Source organism: Bordetella petrii, assembly GCF_000067205.1.
GTDB lineage: Bacteria > Pseudomonadota > Gammaproteobacteria > Burkholderiales > Burkholderiaceae_B > Bordetella_A > Bordetella_A petrii.
The window spans coordinates 3,231,115-3,249,099 of record NC_010170.1 but is presented as its reverse complement, the minus strand read 5'-3'; the positions used below and the strand labels follow the sequence as shown (position 1 = coordinate 3,249,099).

Sequence of the window (17,985 nt, the reverse complement as noted above, 5' to 3'; positions counted from 1 at the left end):
GAGAGCTGCCATGCCCGATCCCATCATCGTTGCCCAGAACGCCAAGGTCCAGCTGGCCCTGCTGCCGGCGCTGGCCAACCGCCACGGCTGCATCACCGGCGCGACCGGCACGGGCAAAACCGTTACGTTACAAGTGCTGGCCGAGGCGTTCTCGCGCATTGGTACCCCCGTATTCATGGCGGACGTCAAGGGCGACCTTACCGGTATTTCCCAGGCTGGGGCCGCCACGCCCAAGCTGCAAGAGCGGCTGAAGGCGCTGGGCCTGCCCGAGCCGGCGTGGGGCGCCAGCCCGGCCGTGCTGTGGGATGTATTTGGCGAGCTGGGGCTGTCCGTGCGGGCCACCGTGTCCGACATGGGGCCCTTGCTACTGTCGCGCATGCTCGAACTCAACGACACCCAGGAAGGGGTGTTGACGCTGGTGTTCCGCGTGGCCGACGATGAAGGCCAACTGCTGCTCGACCTGAAAGACCTGCGCGCCATGTTGCAGAACGTGGCCGACCGCGCCGCCGAGCTCAAGACCCGCTACGGCAATGTGTCGTCGGCGTCCGTCGGCGCCATCCAGCGCAGCCTGCTGACCCTGGAGTCGCAGGGCGCCCAGCAGTTCTTTGGCGAGCCGATGCTCGATGTCAACGACCTGATGCGTACCGATGCGCAGGGCAGGGGCATCGTCAACATCCTGGCGGCCGACAAGCTGATGCAGTCGCCGCGGCTGTATGGGGTGTTCCTGCTGTGGCTACTGGCGGATCTGTACGAAAAACTGCCCGAAGTCGGCGACCGCGACCAGCCCAAGCTGGTGTTTTTCTTCGATGAGGCGCACCTGTTGTTCGACGATGCGCCCAAGGCCTTGCTGGACAAGATCGAGCAGGTGGTCCGGTTGGTGCGCTCCAAGGGGGTCGGGGTGTATTTCGTGACCCAGAACCCCCTGGATATTCCCGACTCGGTGCTGGGCCAGCTGGGCAACCGTGTCCAGCACGCGCTGCGGGCATTCACGCCACGCGACCAGAAGGCCGTGAAGACGGCCGCGCAGACCATGCGGCCCAATCCCGGCCTTGACATCGAGGCCGCCATCACTGAACTGGGGGTGGGCGAGGCGCTGGTGTCGCTGCTGGACGCCAAGGGCCGGCCGTCGCCCACCGAACGGGCGTGGATCATGCCGCCGGGCAGCCGCATCGGCCCCGCCACCGACGCCGAGCGCAAGGCGCTGCAGGATGCCGCCATGGTGGCCAAATATGCCCAGACAGTGGACCGCGAGTCGGCCTACGAGGTGCTGAATGCCCGCGCCAGTGCGGAGGCGTCGGCTGCCGGGGCGCCGGCCGGACACCCGCAAGACCCGGCCGGCCCGTCCCGGGGCAAAGCCGGCGCCGGCGATGCAGGCGGCCTGATGGACGGGCTGAACGATGTGCTGTTCGGCTCCACCGGGCCTCGTGGCGGCCGGCGCGACGGGGTAGTGCAGTCGGTGGTCAAGAGCACGGCCCGCACGCTGGCGCGCCAACTGGTGCGGGGCGTGCTCGGCTCGCTGCTGGGTTCGCGGCGGCGCTAGCCGCGCGTGGCTAGCGTCAAGCCACAAAGGCGCTGACGTCCTCCAGCGTGGCTGCGAAGCGCTGCACCATGTCGCGCACCTGCGCGGCCTCGATGATGAGCGGCGGGCAGAAGGCCACCGTGTCCTGGATGCCGCGCACGATCAGGCCGTGCGCGTGCGCCCGTTCGTACGCATGCGCGCCGGCCTTGCCCAGCGGGTCGAACGGACGGCGGCTGGCCTTGTCGGCCACCAGTTCGACGCCGGCGATCAGGCCCAGGCCACGCACTTCGCCTACCAGCGGGTGGTCGGCCAGGGCGCGCAGCTCCTGCTGCAGCAATTCGCCCATTTCGGCGGCATGTTCGATCAGGCCGCGCTCGTCGATGATGTTCAGGTTCTCCAGCGCCACGGCAGTGGCCACCGGATGGCCGCTGGCGGTATAGCCGTGCCCGAAGGTGCCCAGTTGTCCGCTGTGGGCTGCAACGGCGTCGGTCACCTTGGCGTTCATCAGCACCGCGCCCAGCGGTTGGTACGATGAGGTGATCTGCTTGGACAGCACCATGATGTCGGGCTCGATGCCGAGCACGTCGCTGCCAAAGCGCTGGCCCAGGCGCCCGAAACCGGTGATGACCTCGTCGGCAATGACCAGCACGTCGTATTTGCGGCATACCGCCTGGATCTTCTGCCAATAGGTACGCGGCGGCACGATCACGCCGCCAGCGCCCATTACCGGCTCGCCAATGAAGGCGGCGATGGTATCCGGTCCCTCGCGCAGGATTAGGGCTTCGAGCTCTGCGGCCAGGCGCGTGGCGTAGTCTTCTTCGGATTCGCCCGGCGGGGCATTGCGATAGTGGTGCGGGCACGCCGTGTGCAACATGCGTGGCAGCGGCAGGTCGAAATCTTTGTGGTTGCCGGCCAGACCGGTCAGGCTGGCCGACGCCACGGTCACGCCGTGATAGCCGCGCTGGCGCGCGATGATCTTTTTCTTGTCGGGGCGGCCCAGCGCATTGTTGTAGTACCACACCAGCTTGATGACGGTGTCGTTGGCTTCCGAGCCGGAATTGGTGAAAAAGGCTTTGGCCATGCGTCCTTCGGTGTAGCCGATCAGGCGCTCGGCCAGCTCGATGGCCGGGGCATGCGACTTGTGCGTGAACGTGTGGTAGTACGGCAGCTTCTGCAACTGTCGCGTGGCCGCCTCGACCAGCCGCTGCTCGCCGAAGCCGACCGCCACGCTCCACAGGCCGGCCATGCCTTCCAGGTACCGGCGGCCCTGGTCGTCATATACGTACACGCCTTCGCCGCGTTCGATCACGATGGGGCCGGTGCGCTGGTGCACGACGGCATTGGTATAAGGGTGCAATTGGTACTGCACGTCGCGCAGCTGGGTGTCGTTCAGTGTGGTCATGAGCATGGTCTGGAAAGTGGGCTGGGCAATGCGCCGGCCGCTGGATCAGCTTGTTATATCATCATCAGGGCGCGGCAGGCGGCTGCTCCCTTGCTGCCCCGCCGCATTCATTTCTCCAGACCCGACCGCATCCGCCATGAAAATCGTCTTTGCCTCCAGCCACGAAATCACGCCTCACGAATGGATCGACCCGCTCGCGGCGGCGTTGCCTGGCGCCGAGGTCGTCTTGTGGCGGCCCGACCTGCCCGTGCTGGACGCCGACATCGCGGTGGTATGGGGGCCTCCGGCCGAGTTGTTCGAGCGCGAGCGCAAGTTGCGCGCGGTGTTCAACCTGGGCGCTGGCGTGGACGCCTTGTTCAAGCTGCCCACGCTGCCTGCCGGCCTGCCCATTGTGCGGCTGGAAGATGCCGGCATGGCCGTGCAGATGGCCGAATACGCCGTGTGGGCCGTGGTGCGCGCCAGCCGGCAACTGGACGACTATGCGGCGCAGCAGCGGGCGGGGGTCTGGCAACCCCTGCCGGAGCTCGATCGCACCCAGTGGCCCATCGGCGTCCTGGGCACTGGTGTAATGGGCACCCGGGTGGCGCAGACGCTGGCGGGGCTCGATTACCCCGTGGCAGGGTGGTCGCGCAGCGGCAAGGTGCCGGCGGGCGTGCAGGGCTACGCCGGGCTCGAGCGACTGCCCGCGTTTCTGGCGCGCACCCGCGTGCTGATCAATACCTTGCCGCTGACTGACGAAACCCGCGACATCCTGCGCCACGATACTCTGCAACAATTGCTGCCGCAGTCTTATCTGATAAACATGGGGCGTGGCGAGCACCTGGTCGAGGAAGACCTCCTGGCCCTGCTCGAATCCGGCCATATGCACGGCGCTACCCTGGATGTGTTCCGCCAGGAGCCGCTGGCAGCCGGGCACCCGTTCTGGAACCATCCGCGGATTACCGTCACGCCCCATGTGGCGGCGCTCAGCCTGCGGCGCGAGACGATCGCGCAGGTGGCGGACAAGATCAGCCGCTTCATGCGCGGCGAGCCGCTCACGGGCATGGTCGCGCGCGACCGCGGCTACTAGGACCCAGGGTGTTTCGGCCTGCTGCTCATGCAGCAGGAGCGGCCGGCCGGCCTTGATCTGAGACAAGGCGAAAGTGTAGGACTGACTCCTACACTGCCGCATGGAAACGCGCACCTCTGCTCTAGATTTGGTGGCTCCGGCCGGTAGCCTGGCCGCCCTGAAAGCTGCCTTGAACGCCGGCGCCGATGCCGTGTACCTGGGCCTGAAAAATGCCACGAACGCACGCAATTTCGCCGGCCTGAATTTCACCGAAGCCGATGTCCGCGCCGGCGTCGACCTGGCCCACTCCATGGGACGGCGCGTGCTGTTCGCCATCAATACTTTCCCACAGGCGGGCCGCACCCAGGAATGGCGCGCCGCCGTCGACGCGGCCCACGCCCTGCAGGCCGACGCCGTCATCATGGCCGACCCCGGCCTCATGGCCTATACCCGCGACCGCTACCCGGACCTGCGCCTGCACATGTCGGTGCAAGGTTCGGCCACGCACGCCGACGCCATCGAACTGATGCGCGAGCAATTCGGCATCAGCCGCGTGGTGCTGCCGCGGGTGCTCACCATGACCGAAATCGGCAAGATCTGTGGGCAGACTTCGGTCGAAATCGAAGTCTTCGGTTTCGGCAGCCTGTGCGTCATGGCAGAAGGCCGTTGCCTGCTGTCGTCATATGCCACGGGCGATTCGCCCAACAACAAGGGCGTGTGCTCGCCGGCTCATGCGGTGCGTTGGTACGAGACCGACAGCGGCCTGGATGCCCGCCTGAACGGCATTCTCATCGATCGCTATGCCGAGGGCGAGCCGGCTGCATATCCCACTTTGTGCAAAGGCCGCTTCGACGTCGAAGGCCAGGCCGACTACGCCATCGAAGAGCCCGCCAGCCTCAACGCTCTGGGGCTGCTGCCCGCCATCCATGCCATGGGCGTGTCGGCCATCAAGATCGAAGGGCGCCAGCGCAGCCCTGCATACGTCGGCCAGGTGGTCGCCACGTTGCGCGCCGCGCTGGATGCCGTGCAGGCCGACGCGGCGCGCTATTCCGTCAAGCCCGACTGGCTGACCGCGCTGGCGCGCCACGCCGAAGGGGCCCAAGTCACGCAAGGCGCTTTTGATCGTCCCTGGAAATAATTCCCATGCCTTATCAGATTTCACTGGGCCCGCTGCTGTACTACTGGCCCCGGCGCACAGTGCTGGACTTCTACGCCGCGGCCATCGACAGCCCGGTCGATATTGTTTACATCGGTGAAACCGTTTGCAGCCGCCGCCATGAAATGCGCGCCGCGGATTGGCTGGATCTCGCCCGCGCCTTGCGCGATGCCGGCAAGACGGTCGTGCTGTCCAGCCAGACTCTCATCGAAACCAGCGCCGACGCGCACGCGTTGCGGCGCCTGTGCGACAACGACGACTTCCTGCTCGAAGCCGGCGAAATCGGCGCGTTGCGCCATCTGAAGGGGCGCCAGTTCGTCGCGGGTCCGCACATCAACGCCTACCACGGCGACACCCTGGCCTGGCTGGCAACGCAAGGCGCCATGCGTGTCGTGGTGCCGGTCGAGTTGGACCGCGACACACTGCGCGCCCTGCTACAGGAACGGCCCACCGGCCTGCAGGCCGAGGTCATGGTATGGGGCCGCTTGCCGCTGGCATTTTCAGCGCGCTGTTTCACCGCGCGTCATTTCCGCTTGAAAAAAGACGCCTGCGAGTTCCGCTGTATCGAGTATCCCGACGGCCTGCCGGTGCAGACACGCGAAGGCCAGCCGTTCCTGGCCTTCAACGGTATCCAGACCCAATCGGCCGCATGCCTGGATCTTCTTGACCAGGCCGGCGAACTGGCGGCCATGGGCGTCGAGGTGCTGCGTGTCAGCCCGCAATCGCAGAACACCCTGCAGGCCGTGGCCGCACTGGACCAAATACGCCGGGGCCTGCCGTTGCAACCTGTCGCGCCGCCCGAGGGCATAGACCGCTGTAACGGTTATTGGCACGGCCGCGCCGGCATCGATTACCTGGAAAATCTCTCATGAACCGCCTTACCGCCATGCTCTCGCGTCTCGACCGCCTGTTGCCGGCGCCCCTGGTGTCGGCGCATTTCGCGCTGGGCCTGGAAATCGCCCGCCATTTCAAATGGCTGCAGCCCCCCGCGGAAATCGAGGGTAAGCGCTTCGCCATCAAGATCGAAGACCTGGGCCTGCGCAGTTGCTTCACCTGCCGGCAAGGCCGCTTCCGGCCCTTGTGGGCTTCCGAGGTCGATCTTGAACTGGGCGCTTCGCTGGGCGATTTCGCCGCGCTGGCGAGAGGCACCTCAGACGCCGACACCTTGTTCTTCCAGCGCCGCCTGCGCATTGCCGGAGACACCGAACTGGGGCTTATCGTAAAGAACTGGCTGGATGCCACCGAGCGGCCCGGCTGGCTGCGGCGCGTGGGCGGGGCGGCCTGACGCCATGGGAACCCCTGACCCTACCTTGCCGCTGGTTTATTCGTGCTCGGGTTGTTCCAGCGTGGCGCAACTGGCCAATTATCTGGCCGTACGGTTGGATCATGAAGGCAAGGCAGAGATGTCGTGCATCAGCGGCGTGGGCGGTGGCGTGCCCATGCTGGTGAAGCGAGCCCGCAGCGGCCGGCCCATACTGGCGCTGGACGGCTGCGTGCTGGCGTGCACCCGTGCGTGCCTGGCCAAGGCCGGCGTGGAGCCAACCCGCCATATGGTGTTGAACCAGTATGGCGCCACCAAGCGTTACCACCAAGACAGCACCGAAGCCGAGCGGGCGGCGGCCTGGGAGGTTGTGTCCACCGTTGCGGTGCAGTTGGCCGCCGAGGCCGACCTCGACGCACAAAGCTAGCTTGCGGCCGCCGCCAGACAGGGCGGCGGCGAGTTTGCATCAATATTTCAGATGGGCTTCAGATAAGCGCGGCGGCAGAGTGCCCGGCAGGCGCTTCTTGTTCGCTGGCTGGCATGACGCCGTTAAGCAGGTAGTCGATGAGTTCGCGCACAGGGCGAATAGCGTCGCCGAACGGAAGTTTCGAGGCGCCACGGAAGAACAGGCCCTTGTCGACCTCGCCACGCACTGCGGCAGCCAGTTTCAGGTCGATGCAGAACTGCCCGAAACGAGCCAGGCCGTCGCGCAATCCGCATTGGGAAAGGCAGTCCATGCGCTGGGTGCAGCGGCGCGGATCGGGGCGGGCGTTATCCTGCAGGCGTTTTTCCTGGCGAAGGTAGCGCACGAGCCAGGGGGTGGCCACTGCACGCGCGGGCAGGCCAGCCACGCTGATGAATTCCTTGAGCTGGGCAGGATCGGCGTCGATGAGGACCTGCTTGAAATTGCGATGCGCGTCGCCTTCTTCGGTGACGGCAAAGGCGGTGCCCACTTGCACGGCGTCGGCTCCATGGGTGAGCCAGTGCTTGACCTTTTCGTGGCTGCCCACGCCGCCGGCCACAATGAGCTTGGGCGCGTCGCGGTTCAGGCCGAGTTCGTCGAACAGGGCGCGGCATTCGGCCAGCACCCGGCCGAAGCTGAAGCGCTCGTCGCGCAGTTCGGACAATTTGGTGGCGCCCAGGTGGCCGCCGGCGTGAGCCGGGTGTTCGATGACCACGGCCGAGGCCAGCCGGCCCTTTTTGAGCCACTTCTTGAGCACGACCGCGACCCCGCGGGCTTCGGACAGAATGGGAATGAGCGCGACCTTGTCGTGTTCGGCGGTCATGTCGGGGAGGTCGAGCGGCAGGCCGGCGCCCATGACGATGGCATCGGCGCCGCTTTCGCAGGCCTGTTTCACCAGCGCGGCGTGATCGCGCACGGCTTTCATGACGTTGACGGCGATCAGGCCGCGGCCGTTGGACAACTGGCGAGCGGCCTGGATTTCGCGGTCGAGCGCCACGCAGTTGGCCTGGTCGATGGCCGCCCGGTCACGGCATTTGATGGTTTTTTCGACCAGGTCGGGGTGGTGGTGGCGCAGGTCGACGCTGGCGATGGTGCCGATGGCGTTCTCGTTTGCGACTGCGCCGGCCAAGCGGTGCGCCGAGACGCCCACCCCCATGCCGCCTTGGACGATGGGTAGCAGCTCACGGCCGGCGAGAGTCAGTGTTTTGAACCACATGGATACAGAATCCCTAGTTTGGGCAATAACGCAACGGTAGGCTAAGAGGCCTTGCTGTGTATTGCGCGATATCAATGCATTTAGCGATAGGCGAAGTGGGGAAAAAGCGCCCGGAGTTCGTCCAGGGCCCCCGCGCTGAGCGTGGCGGATGGCGCGGCGCCGGGCGAGGCGCGGTGATTCTGCACCGCGTAGTGGCGCACGCCGCGACGGGCGAGATCGCGCGCCAGGTCGAGCAGGGCGGGTTCGGCCAACCAGCGGGGGCTCCAGGTGGTGCGGCATTCGAACTCGATGTGGCTGGCCAGCAGCGAGTCGAGGCAGGCCTGGGTAGCCGCGTAGGTACCGGCGCGGCCGGTAAGGGCGTCGTGGGCCGCGGCGTCGGCCTTGACGTCGAAGCCGACCCAGTCCAGGCTGGGCAGCAGGTCTTGCAAGCGCGACGGGTAGATGCCTGCCGTATGCAGCGCGACACGGAAGCCAAGGGTCCGCACGGCTCGCACCATTTGCGGCAGCCGGGGTTCGCTGAGCGGCTCGCCGCCCGAGAAGACGACCGCGTCGAGCAGGCCCTGGCGGCCGTTCAGGAATTCGAGCACGGCTTTCCAATCGTAGTGGCCGCCGCGCACTTGCAGATGCGGATTGTGGCAGTAGCTGCAGCGCCAGGGGCAGCCGGCGATGAAGACCACGCAGGCCAGCATGCCGGGCCAGTCGACGCTGGAATAGGGCACGATGCCGCCTATGGACGGCTCGCCGCGCGGCACCGACGACAGGGCCGCCGGCGCCGTGACCCATTGCAGGGCCGTTTCGTGGGCGTCAGGCAACGCGCTGCTCGGAGAAGAAGCGGCGTTCATTGAATTCGCCCTGCTTGCCGATATTGAATGAGGTAACCGGCCGGTGATAGCCCATGACGCGCGTCCAGATTTCGCAACGCACGCGCTGGCTGTCGTCGAGGACCGGGGTGGCTTGGGAGGTAGAGGCTGAAGTCAGGGTTTGCATGAGTGCTCCTGGGTGAAAGGAAGCGGGCCGGGCGATGCCTGGCCCTGGGTGCCGGCGCGCAAGCGCCTAGCCGTGGTTGCATGCCTGCTGTCGGGAGAGCAGCTCGGCATCGCATTTGGGGCAGAACTCGTGCCGGCCGGACAGGTATCCGTGCGTGGGGCAGATGGAGAACGTCGGGGTGACCGTGATATAGGGCAACCGGAAGTTTTCGAGCGCGCGGCGCACCAGCTGGCGGCAGGCGGTGGCCGAGGTGATGGCCTCGTTCATGTACAGGTGCAGCACCGTGCCGCCGGTGTACTTGCTTTGCAGGGTTTCCTGCATGGCCAGGGCCAGGAAGGGGTCGTCGGTGTGGCCCACCGGCAGTTGGCTGGAATTGGTGTAGTAGGGCTGGGCCTCGGTGCCTGCCTGCAGGATGTCGGGCCAGCGTTTGCGGTCTTCACGGGCGAAGCGGTACGTGGTGCCTTCGGCCGGCGTGGCTTCGAGGTTGTAAAGGTGCCCGGTGGTTTCCTGGAATTCGGTCATGCGCGACCGCACGTGGTCGAGCAGGCGCACGGCCAGGGCGTGCCCCTGGGGCGCGGTGATGTCGTAGGCGTCGCCGCTGAAGTTGCGCACCATTTCGTTGATGCCGTTCACGCCCAGCGTGCTGAAGTGATTGCGCAGCGTGCCCAGATAGCGCCGGGTGTAGGGGTACAGGCCCTGGTCGATGTAGCGCTGAACGACCTTGCGCTTGACCTCGAGGACGTCGCGGCCCAGTTCCAACAGGGAGTCCAGGCGCTGGAACAGCGCGGCTTCGTTGCCGGCATGCTGGTAGCCCAGGCGCGCGCAGTTGACCGTGACCACGCCCACGGAGCCGGTCTGTTCGGCCGAGCCGAACAGACCGTTGCCGCGCTTGAGCAGTTCGCGCAGGTCGAGCTGCAGCCGGCAGCACATCGAGCGCACCATGTGAGGCTCGAGATCGGAGTTCAGGAAGTTCTGGAAGTACGGCAGGCCGTACTTGGCGGTCATGTCGAACAGCAGTTCGGTGTTGGGGTGATTCCAGTCGAAGTCGGCCGTGATGTTGTAGGTGGGAATGGGGAACGTGAACACCCGGCCCTTGGCATCGCCCGCCATCATGACTTCGATGTAGGCGCGGTTGATCATGTCCATTTCGGCCTGCAGCTCGCCGTAGCTGAACGGCATTTCGCGGCCGCCGATATAAGGAATCTGCTCGCGCAGGTCGGCCGGGCAGGTGAGGTCGAACGTGAGATTGGTGAAGGGCGTCTGCGTGCCCCAGCGGCTGGGCACGTTGAGGTTGTAGATGAGTTCCTGCATGGCCTGCTTGACCTCGGCGTACGACATATTGTCGCAACGCACGAACGGCGCCATGTAGGTGTCGAACGAGCTGAACGCCTGGGCGCCGGCCCATTCGTTTTGCAGGGTGCCCAGGAAGTTGACGATCTGGCCGATGGCGGCGGACATATGGCGCGGCGGCGTGGCTTCGACCTTGCCCGGGATGCCGTTGAAGCCCTCGGTGAGCAATTGACGCAGCGACCAGCCGGCGCAGTAGCCGCTGAGCATGTCGAGATCGTGGATGTGGATGTCGCCGTCGCGGTGCGCCTTGCCCGCGGCAGGGCTATAGACGTGCGACAGCCAGTAGTTGGCGGTGACCTTGCCGGCCACGTTCAGGATCAGGCCGCCCAGGCTGTAGCCCTGGTTGGCGTTGGCGTTGACGCGCCAGTCGCGCTGGTCGAGGTATTCTTCCATGGAGCTTTCGACGTCGACCAGCGTATGCTGCAACGAGCGCAGGCGGGCGTGGCGTTCGCGGTACACGATATAGGCGCGCGCCGTGTGCCAGCAGCCGGCTTCGACCAGGGCTTCTTCGACCAGGTTCTGGATGGTTTCGATGCCTGGGCAAAGGTGCCCGGCAAGGCGCGCGACCACGCGCGCGCCCAGTATTTCGGCGGCTGCGGCGTCGACTTCGCCGGTGGCCTGGCCGGCGGCGGCAATGGCATGGACGATCTTGGCGCCGTCGAAGGCGACGACCCGGCCGTCGCGCTTGAGGATTTGTTCGGGCATCATGGGTGGATACTTCATGTAGTGTTGGTCCGGGTAGGCTACTACTACATGCTGTGGGTAGAAAGCCGATCGCCACCCCCAATGCCGGCTGCTTGATACAGCGCAATCGCTCGGCTCATCTGCGGTTTATTTGCGAATAATCAACATGCTGGCCGGGCCGGCTTTGCATAATCGATTCATGCAATCCCCGCCTTCATTCTCGCGCGACATCCTGGCCCGGCTCGACAAGAACGGCCCTCGCTATACCTCCTATCCCACCGCAGACCGCTACGACACCTGTTTCGGGCCCGACCAGTATCGGCAGGCGCTGTCCTGTCGCGCGCAAGAGGCGGACGCGCGCGGCGCGCTGTCGTTGTACGTGCACATCCCTTTCTGCGAGTCGCTGTGCTACTACTGCGCTTGTAACAAGGTCATCACGCGCCATCACGAGCGCGCGGCGCGCTACCTGGATGCCCTGCAGCGCGAAATGGCTCTGCACAGCGAACTGGTGGGCCGTGGCCAGCCGGTATCGCAACTGCACTTTGGCGGGGGCACGCCCACGTTTCTGTCCGATGCCGAGCTCGACGGCCTGATGGCGGCCCTGCGCAGCCATTTCCACCTGCTGCCCGACGCCGAAATTTCGGTCGAAGTCGATCCGCGCACCGCCACGGCCGAGCGCCTGGCGCATCTGGCCGGCCTGGGTTTCAACCGCCTGAGCCTGGGTGTACAGGATTTCGACCCCGCCGTGCAGCGCGCCGTGCATCGCATACAGTCGTATGAAAGCGTGCGCGACCTGATGCACAGCGCGCGGGAATTGGGCTACGCGTCGGTCAACATGGACCTGATCTACGGCCTGCCCCTGCAAACCGCCGAGTCATTCGCGCGCACGCTGGAACAGGTATGCGGCCTGCGGCCCGACCGCATCGCCCTGTACGGATATGCGCATCTGCCCGAACGCTTCAAGGCGCAGCGGCGCATTCTGCCTGCCGAGCTGCCCGACGGCGAGACGCGCGTGGCCCTGCTGGGCTCGGCCATCGCGCGCTTCCTGGAAGCCGGCTACGACTACATCGGCATGGACCACTTCGCGCTGCACGACGATGCGCTGGCGCAGGCCAAGCGGGCGGGGCGGCTGCATCGCAATTTCCAGGGCTACAGCACCCAGCCCGACCGCGACCTGATCGCGCTGGGCGTGTCGGCCATCGGGCGCGTGGGCGCCACCTACAGCCAGAACGCCAAGACGCTGGACGACTATTACGCGTGTATCGAGCAGGGCGAGTTCGCGGTCGAGCGCGGCCTGGCCATGAGCGCCGACGACCTGCTGCGCCGCGACGTCATCATGGCCATCATGTGCCAGGGCGGGCTGGATTTTCGCGCCATCGAACAGGCGCACGGCATTGCGTTCGAAAGCTATTTCGCCGAAGAGCTGCAGGCTTTGCAAAGCCTGGCCGGCATGGGGCTGGTGCACTGCCGGCCCAACGGGCTGCAGGTCAGCGACCTGGGCTGGTATTTCGTGCGCGCGGTCGCCATGGTCTTTGACCGGCACCTGCGCGAACGCCGCACCCAGGCGCAGTATTCACGCATTGTCTAGCGCGCGCCATCAAGCGCCGCCGGCCCGCGGGCGGTGGCCAGCGACAGGCCGGCCGCCACGATGAGCGCCATGCCCGACATGGCCAGCATGTCGGGCGGACGGGCGAACACGAAGGTGCTGTAAGCCACCGCCATCAGCAATTGGCAGTAATTGAATGGCGCCAGCGTCGAGGCGGGCACGCGGCGAAAGGCGGCAATCAGCAGTATCTGGCCCAGCCCATTGGTGACGCCCAGCAGCACGATGGCGGCCCAGTCGCGAGCGTCCGGCCACGGGTCGGGCAGGAAGAACGGCGCCGGCAGCGCGGTGACGATCAGGCAGACCAGGGCGGTGTAGCCGTATTGCACATGGCTGGGCACGCGGCCCGACAATTTTCGGGTCAGCACCTGGAACAGCGCATAGCTGACTGCCGAAATCGCCATCAGCGCCGTGCCCAGCCAGGGCAGGCTGCCGCCCGGCCGCACGATCAGCAGCATGCCGGCACAGCCCAGCGCCACCGCCGACCACTGGCGGGCGCCGATGCGCTCGCGCAGCAACCAGGGCGAGAGGGCGACGACAATCAGCGGCGACGTGAAATAAATGGCGGTGGCTTCCGACAGAGGCATCCAGATCAGGGCCGTCATGAAGCAGGTGCCCACGGTACCCAGCATCAGTCCGCGCAACAGCAACAGGCCTTTGGCGGGCGTGGCCGACAGGCGCGGCAGCCCATGGCGCAACACCAGTCCCACGGCGATGGTGGCCACCGACAGGTAGCGCATGACGTTCAGGAATGGCGCCGGATACACCGTTACCAGGTGCTTGACGGCGGCGTCGAAACTGGCGAACAGCACCAGCGCCGCCAGGTACAGCGCGATGCCGACTCCGGCCGGCATCGCGGCCGCGCCGGCAATCGTGTTTCCGCCCGCGTCGCGAATGCTTGCCATGGCTGCGCCGCGCTCGTGCGTCGCGCCGTGCGAGTCATGCGTTTGCCGGCTCATGGGCGAGTCCTTTGAGAGGAACAGGTCTTAGTGCGCCACCGTTTGGGCCATGCCCTGCAGGAACGCATCCAGCGCCGGGCCGATGGCGTCGACCAGGTAGCCGCCTTCCTGCACGACCACGGTGGGCAGCCCCAATCCGTTGATGCGTTCGCCGATATGCCGGTAGGCGTCGATATCGAGCCCCAGCACGCTGATGGGGTCGTCTTTGTAGGTGTCGAAACCCAGCGGGAGCACCAACGCGCGCGGGCGGTAGTCGCGCAACGCCACCAGGGCGTTGTCCAGGGCGTCCAGGAAGGCCTCGTCGTCCGCGCCGTGCGCCAGCGGGAAGTTGAGGTTGTAGCCATGGCCGCTGCCGTAGCCGCGCTCGTGGGCGTGCCCGGTGTAGAACGGGTAGTATCCGACGGGGTCGGCGTGCAGCGACAGGGTCATGACGTCGGGGCGCTGATAGAAGATCTGCTGCGTGCCGTCGCCGTGATGGGCGTCGACGTCCAGGATGGCGATCTTGCCGTAGGTTTGCAGCAGGCGCTGGGCCGCGGCGGCGCTGCTGTTCAGGTAGCAGAAACCGCCCGCCCGGTCGCGGTGCGCGTGGTGGCCCGAAGGCCGGCACAGCGCGTAAGCCACGCCCTGGTTCTGCGCGACCCAGTCGGCGGCGGCCACGGCGCTGTGGGTGGAGCGCAGCGCCGAGCGCCAGGTGTGGGGGCCGATGGGACATGACAGGTCGCCCAGATAATAGCCCGCCTGCGCCACCACCGAACCGGACGGGCAGGGGCCGCGTTCCGCGTGTTCGAGCCGGCCGCTGTAGTAGGGCGCCAGGTTGGGCAGCACCTCGTCGCCGGGGTCCATGCCGCTGGCGCGCAGGGCCTGCCAACGCGGATAGGCATGCTCGAGAAAATCGAGGTAGTCGGGGCTATGCACGCCGTGCAGCGGGCCGCGGCCGTAATCGGGCGGCGCTTCCACCGACACGCCGCGGGCGGCCAGCACCGTCTGCAGGGCCTGGGCTCGCGCCGGCGTATCGGTGGGGGCGCACAGGCGGCCCAGGCGCATGAACTGCCGCGGCTGGTGCAGCATCTGCTGTTCGCAAAAAAACGCCTTCATGAGGTATCTCCGCTTAAGCTTGCTTGAGCTCGATTTCCACGAAGACGAATTCGGTGTCGTTCGGGTTGACGACATTGTGTTCGACGCCCAGCGGACGGAAATACGAAATGCCGGTGCGCAGGTCGCTGGTCACCTGGCCGTCGGGGGTTTCGAGCAGCAGCGGCCCGGTGGTCTGCGGCACTACCACGTAGGGCATGCCGTGACGGTGCCAGCCGGTTTCGCCGCCGGGCGGGAACCGCCATTCGGTCACCCTGACATGTTCGTTGTCGATTTGCACCGTGGGCACTGCGCCGGGGCGGTTCATCGGGTTGTCTCCTTGTCGTGTGCGGGGATCAAGCGGTCAGGACCTGGGCCAGGATATCCATGGCCTCGCTCATGGTGTCGTCGGCGATGGTCAGCGGGAACAAGAAGCGGATTACGTTGCCGTCGACGCCGCAGCTCAGCAGCAGCAGGTTTTTCTCGAGCGCGCGCGCCTGCAACTGCCGCGTGAAATCGGGATGCGGGGAGTCGTCATGGGGGTGGCGGAATTCGGCCGCGACCATGGCGCCCAGCCCGCGCACCTCGGCCAGTTCGGGCACGCCCGGACGCAGGGCTTCCAGGTGACGCTGCAATCGTTCGCCTTGGGCCGCGCCCCGCGCGGGCAGGTCGTCGGCCTGCATCAGTTGCACGACTTCCAGGGCCGCCGCGACGGCCAGCGGGTTGCCGGCGTAGGTGCCGCCGAGCCCGCCCGGGGGCGGCGCGTCCATGATCTCGGTGCGCCCGCATACGGCCGACAGGGGCATGCCGCCGGCCAGGCCCTTGGCCATGGCGGTGAGGTCGGCAGCGACGCCGTAGTGCTCCATGGCGAACATCTTGCCGGTGCGCCCGAAGCCGGTCTGGACTTCGTCGGCGATCAGCAGGATTCCGTGTTCGTTGCAGAGCGCGCGCAGCGTTTGCATGAACTCGGGCGGGCAGATGTTGAAGCCGCCCTCGCCCTGCACCGGCTCGATGACGATGGCGGCCACGCGGCGCGGGTCGACATCGGTCTTGAAGAGCGCCTGCAGGCCCGCCAGCGCGTCGGCCACCGACACGCCATGCGTCGGGTCGGGGTACGGCGCGTGGTAGACGTCCGCCGGAAACGGCCCGAAACCTGCCTTGTAGGGGACGACCTTACCGGTGAGCGCCATGCCCAGCAGCGTGCGGCCATGGAACGCGGCGCTGAACGCGATCAGCGCTGAACGCCCGGTGGCGCTGCGGGCGATCTTGACGGCATTCTCGACCGCCTCGGCGCCGGTGGTGAACAGCGCGGTTTTCTTGGGAAAGTCGCCCGGCACCAGCCGGTTGATCTGCTCGGCCAGCTCGATGTAGCTGGCATACGGCACGATCTGGTAGGCGGTGTGAGTAAAACGCCGCAACTGGGCTTCGATGGCGTCGACCAGGCGCGGATGGCGATGGCCGGTGTTGAGCACCGCGATGCCGCTGGCGAAGTCAATGTAGCGGCGCCCCTCGATATCCCACAATTCGGCGTTGTCGGCGTGGTCGGCATAGAAGTTGCACATGACTCCCACGCCGCGCGGCGTGGCGGCGTCTTTGCGGCGGGTCAGGTCGGCGTTGTTCATGCGGCGGGCTCCGGCTGCAGGTCGGCCGGCGGGTTCCAGTGCTGCCCCGGCACGGCCGCTATCAGTTTCTGCGTATAGGGGTGGCGCGGCTGGTCGAATATCTGGGCGGGACTGCCGTACTCGACCACTTTGCCTTGGTGCATCACCAGCACCGAATGGCATATCTGCGCGGCGACTCGCAGGTCGTGGGTGATGAAGATCAGCGCGATCTGCAGCTGTTGCTGCAGCCGGTGCAGCAGTTGCAACACCTGGGCCTGCACCGAGACGTCGAGCGCCGAAACGGATTCGTCGGCCACCAGTATCTTGGGCTCGAGCGCCAGGGCGCGCGCGATGCCGATGCGCTGGCGCTGGCCGCCCGAGAACTGGTTGGGGTAGCGGTCGAACGCGGAGGCGTCCAGTCCGACCAGGTCCAGCAGTTCGCGGGCGCGCGCCTCGGCCTGGGCGCGCGGCTGTCCGCTGGCGACCGGCCCGTCGCTGATGATGCGGCCCACGGTGTGGCGCGGGTTGAGCGAGGCGAACGGGTCCTGGAAGATCATCTGGATATCTTTACGCAGCGGCCGGAACTGGTTTTCGCTGAGCCCGGCAATGTCACGGCCGTCGAAGATAAGCTGGCCGCCATTGATGCCGATGAGCTTGAGCAGGCATTTGCCTATGGTGGACTTGCCCGAACCGGATTCTCCGACGATGCCCAGCGTCTGGCCACGCCGCACGCTGAAGCTGACGTCGTCGACCGCGCGTACCACGCGCTTGTGGCCAAGCCAGCCGCGCCCGGTGACGTAGGTCTTGCTGAGATTGCGCACGTCGAGCACCGGCGCCGCCGTATCGGACGCGCTGCCCGCGTCGGCGCGCCGCCGGGGCACGGCGGCGATCAAGCGGCGGGTGTACGGATGCTGCGGGGCATTCAGTATTTGTTCGGCCGGACCTTGCTCGACCAGTTCGCCGCGCTCCATGACCGCCACGCGATGCGCGATCTCGGCCACCACGCCGAAGTCATGGGTGACGAACATGACGCCCATGCCTTTCTCTTTCTGGATGCGGGCAATCAGCGCCAGAATCTGCGCCTGGGTGGTGACGTCCAGTGCGGTGGTGGGCTCATCGGCGATCAGCAGCGCTGGCTCCAGCGCCAGGGCCATGGCGATCATGACGCGCTGGCGCTGGCCGCCCGACAGGCGGAAGGGGTATACGTGGTACAGCGTGGCAGGGTCGGGCAGGCCGACGAACTCGAGCAGCTCGAGCACGCGCCGGTTGCGCGCCTCGCCGGGGTAGGCGTTGTGCACGCGCATGACCTCGGCGATCTGCTCGCCTACCGTCATCAGCGGATTGAGCGCCGACAGCGGTTCCTGGAAGATCATGGCCATGTCCTTGCCGCGCATCGATTGCAGGCGGGCTTCGTCCTGTTGCAGCAGGTCGGCTCCGCGCAGCAGGATCTGGCCGCTCTGCGGCGCCAGGTAGTCAGGCAGCAGGCCCATGATGGCGTTGGCGCTCATCGATTTTCCGGAACCCGATTCGCCCACGATGCACAGAATTTCGCCGGCGCGCACGTCGTACGAAATGTCGCGTACCGCATAGCGGCGGTCTCCGCCGGCGGGCAGGGCGATGGTCAGGTTGCGCACCGACAGCAGGGGCGTGTTGTCGTCCATGGTG

The 17,985-nt window shown here is 66.6% G+C and carries 17 protein-coding genes; 7 read left to right on the top strand and 10 right to left on the bottom strand.

Annotated features, from left to right (window positions below):
* Positions 1–10: 10 nt before the first annotated feature.
* The gene (locus tag BPET_RS15685) at positions 11–1,540 is read left to right on the top strand and encodes a helicase HerA-like domain-containing protein (RefSeq protein WP_012250003.1); all 1,530 of its coding nucleotides are present in this window, start codon (positions 11–13) and stop codon (positions 1,538–1,540) included.
* Between the two features lie 16 nt (positions 1,541–1,556).
* Here BPET_RS15685 and BPET_RS15680 read toward each other — a convergent pair whose 3' ends face one another.
* The gene (locus BPET_RS15680) at positions 1,557–2,921 is read right to left on the bottom strand and encodes an aspartate aminotransferase family protein (protein WP_041862975.1); all 1,365 of its coding nucleotides are present in this window, start codon (positions 2,919–2,921) and stop codon (positions 1,557–1,559) included.
* A 136-nt stretch (positions 2,922–3,057) separates the two neighbouring features.
* Here BPET_RS15680 and BPET_RS15675 point away from each other — a divergent pair, with 136 nt between their 5' ends.
* The 5 genes from BPET_RS15675 (at position 3,058) to BPET_RS15655 (ending at position 6,813) form a co-directional block, all read left to right on the top strand.
* Positions 3,058–3,990, top strand: a complete 933-nt coding sequence (locus BPET_RS15675; protein WP_041862973.1) for a 2-hydroxyacid dehydrogenase — start codon at positions 3,058–3,060, stop codon at positions 3,988–3,990.
* Between the two features lie 100 nt (positions 3,991–4,090).
* Positions 4,091–5,107 carry a ubiquinone anaerobic biosynthesis protein UbiU gene (gene ubiU, locus BPET_RS15670; protein ID WP_012250000.1) on the top strand — a complete coding sequence of 339 codons (1,017 nt, stop codon included), beginning with the start codon at positions 4,091–4,093 and terminating at the stop codon, positions 5,105–5,107.
* 5 nt (positions 5,108–5,112) lie between these two features.
* Positions 5,113–5,997: a U32 family peptidase gene (locus BPET_RS15665; RefSeq protein ID WP_012249999.1), complete on the top strand. Its 885-nt coding sequence runs from the start codon at positions 5,113–5,115 to the stop codon at positions 5,995–5,997.
* Positions 5,994–6,410, top strand: a complete 417-nt coding sequence (ubiT, locus tag BPET_RS15660; protein ID WP_012249998.1) for a ubiquinone anaerobic biosynthesis accessory factor UbiT — start codon at positions 5,994–5,996, stop codon at positions 6,408–6,410. The genes BPET_RS15665 and ubiT overlap by 4 nt, the downstream gene beginning before the upstream one ends.
* 4 nt (positions 6,411–6,414) lie before the next feature.
* Positions 6,415–6,813 (top strand): putative zinc-binding protein, encoded by a 399-nt coding sequence (locus BPET_RS15655; RefSeq protein WP_012249997.1) that lies wholly within the window; start codon positions 6,415–6,417, stop codon positions 6,811–6,813.
* A 58-nt stretch (positions 6,814–6,871) separates the two neighbouring features.
* Here the strand turns inward: BPET_RS15655 and BPET_RS15650 are convergent, their stop codons facing one another.
* From BPET_RS15650 to BPET_RS15635, 4 genes are all read right to left on the bottom strand, one after another.
* Positions 6,872–8,065: an NAD(P)H-dependent flavin oxidoreductase gene (locus BPET_RS15650; protein ID WP_012249996.1), complete on the bottom strand. Its 1,194-nt coding sequence runs from the start codon at positions 8,063–8,065 to the stop codon at positions 6,872–6,874.
* Positions 8,066–8,145: 80 nt separating this feature from the next.
* The gene (locus tag BPET_RS15645; protein WP_012249995.1) at positions 8,146–8,907 is read right to left on the bottom strand and encodes an anaerobic ribonucleoside-triphosphate reductase activating protein; all 762 of its coding nucleotides are present in this window, start codon (positions 8,905–8,907) and stop codon (positions 8,146–8,148) included.
* A complete protein-coding gene (gene nrdD, locus BPET_RS15640) occupies positions 8,870–9,052 on the bottom strand; it encodes an anaerobic ribonucleoside-triphosphate reductase (RefSeq protein ID WP_012249994.1) in 183 nt (60 codons plus the stop codon). Before nrdD ends, BPET_RS15645 begins: the two co-directional genes overlap by 38 nt.
* A gap of 66 nt (positions 9,053–9,118) precedes the next feature.
* On the bottom strand, positions 9,119–11,110 hold the full coding sequence (locus BPET_RS15635; RefSeq protein ID WP_041862972.1) for a ribonucleoside triphosphate reductase: 1,992 nt from the start codon (positions 11,108–11,110) through the stop codon (positions 9,119–9,121).
* A gap of 175 nt (positions 11,111–11,285) precedes the next feature.
* Here BPET_RS15635 and hemN point away from each other — a divergent pair, with 175 nt between their 5' ends.
* Positions 11,286–12,674, top strand: a complete 1,389-nt coding sequence (gene hemN, locus BPET_RS15630) for an oxygen-independent coproporphyrinogen III oxidase (RefSeq protein WP_050978337.1) — start codon at positions 11,286–11,288, stop codon at positions 12,672–12,674.
* Here the strand turns inward: hemN and BPET_RS15625 are convergent.
* From BPET_RS15625 to BPET_RS15605, 5 genes are all read right to left on the bottom strand, one after another.
* On the bottom strand, positions 12,671–13,594 hold the full coding sequence (locus tag BPET_RS15625; RefSeq protein ID WP_012249991.1) for a DMT family transporter: 924 nt from the start codon (positions 13,592–13,594) through the stop codon (positions 12,671–12,673). The two genes, hemN and BPET_RS15625, sit on opposite strands and share 4 nt — an antisense overlap.
* A gap of 81 nt (positions 13,595–13,675) precedes the next feature.
* The gene (locus tag BPET_RS15620) at positions 13,676–14,743 is read right to left on the bottom strand and encodes a histone deacetylase family protein (RefSeq protein WP_012249990.1); all 1,068 of its coding nucleotides are present in this window, start codon (positions 14,741–14,743) and stop codon (positions 13,676–13,678) included.
* 13 nt (positions 14,744–14,756) lie between these two features.
* Positions 14,757–15,047 carry a cupin domain-containing protein gene (locus BPET_RS15615; RefSeq protein WP_012249989.1) on the bottom strand — a complete coding sequence of 97 codons (291 nt, stop codon included), beginning with the start codon at positions 15,045–15,047 and terminating at the stop codon, positions 14,757–14,759.
* A 28-nt stretch (positions 15,048–15,075) separates the two neighbouring features.
* Complete coding sequence (gene gabT, locus BPET_RS15610) at positions 15,076–16,341, bottom strand: 4-aminobutyrate--2-oxoglutarate transaminase (RefSeq protein ID WP_012249988.1); 1,266 nt, start codon at positions 16,339–16,341, stop codon at positions 15,076–15,078.
* The gene (locus BPET_RS15605) at positions 16,338–17,981 is read right to left on the bottom strand and encodes an ABC transporter ATP-binding protein (protein ID WP_012249987.1); all 1,644 of its coding nucleotides are present in this window, start codon (positions 17,979–17,981) and stop codon (positions 16,338–16,340) included. Before BPET_RS15605 ends, gabT begins: the two co-directional genes overlap by 4 nt.
* Between the last annotated feature and the right edge of the window lie 4 nt (positions 17,982–17,985).

Bases quoted from the DNA above. Each gene is read 5' to 3' on its own strand.
- BPET_RS15685 (WP_012250003.1), top strand. From the start codon at position 11: ATGCCCGATCCCATCATCGTTGCCCAGAACGCCAAGGTCCAGCTGGCC.
- BPET_RS15680 (WP_041862975.1), bottom strand. From the start codon at position 2,921: ATGACCACACTGAACGACACCCAGCTGCGCGACGTGCAGTACCAATTG.
- BPET_RS15675 (WP_041862973.1), top strand. From the start codon at position 3,058: ATGAAAATCGTCTTTGCCTCCAGCCACGAAATCACGCCTCACGAATGG.
- ubiU (WP_012250000.1), top strand. From the start codon at position 4,091: ATGGAAACGCGCACCTCTGCTCTAGATTTGGTGGCTCCGGCCGGTAGC.
- BPET_RS15665 (WP_012249999.1), top strand. From the start codon at position 5,113: ATGCCTTATCAGATTTCACTGGGCCCGCTGCTGTACTACTGGCCCCGG.
- ubiT (WP_012249998.1), top strand. From the start codon at position 5,994: ATGAACCGCCTTACCGCCATGCTCTCGCGTCTCGACCGCCTGTTGCCG.
- BPET_RS15655 (WP_012249997.1), top strand. From the start codon at position 6,415: ATGGGAACCCCTGACCCTACCTTGCCGCTGGTTTATTCGTGCTCGGGT.
- BPET_RS15650 (WP_012249996.1), bottom strand. From the start codon at position 8,065: ATGTGGTTCAAAACACTGACTCTCGCCGGCCGTGAGCTGCTACCCATC.
- BPET_RS15645 (WP_012249995.1), bottom strand. From the start codon at position 8,907: ATGAACGCCGCTTCTTCTCCGAGCAGCGCGTTGCCTGACGCCCACGAA.
- nrdD (WP_012249994.1), bottom strand. From the start codon at position 9,052: ATGCAAACCCTGACTTCAGCCTCTACCTCCCAAGCCACCCCGGTCCTC.
- BPET_RS15635 (WP_041862972.1), bottom strand. From the start codon at position 11,110: ATGATGCCCGAACAAATCCTCAAGCGCGACGGCCGGGTCGTCGCCTTC.
- hemN (WP_050978337.1), top strand. From the start codon at position 11,286: ATGCAATCCCCGCCTTCATTCTCGCGCGACATCCTGGCCCGGCTCGAC.
- BPET_RS15625 (WP_012249991.1), bottom strand. From the start codon at position 13,594: ATGGCAAGCATTCGCGACGCGGGCGGAAACACGATTGCCGGCGCGGCC.
- BPET_RS15620 (WP_012249990.1), bottom strand. From the start codon at position 14,743: ATGAAGGCGTTTTTTTGCGAACAGCAGATGCTGCACCAGCCGCGGCAG.
- BPET_RS15615 (WP_012249989.1), bottom strand. From the start codon at position 15,047: ATGAACCGCCCCGGCGCAGTGCCCACGGTGCAAATCGACAACGAACAT.
- gabT (WP_012249988.1), bottom strand. From the start codon at position 16,341: ATGAACAACGCCGACCTGACCCGCCGCAAAGACGCCGCCACGCCGCGC.
- BPET_RS15605 (WP_012249987.1), bottom strand. From the start codon at position 17,981: ATGGACGACAACACGCCCCTGCTGTCGGTGCGCAACCTGACCATCGCC.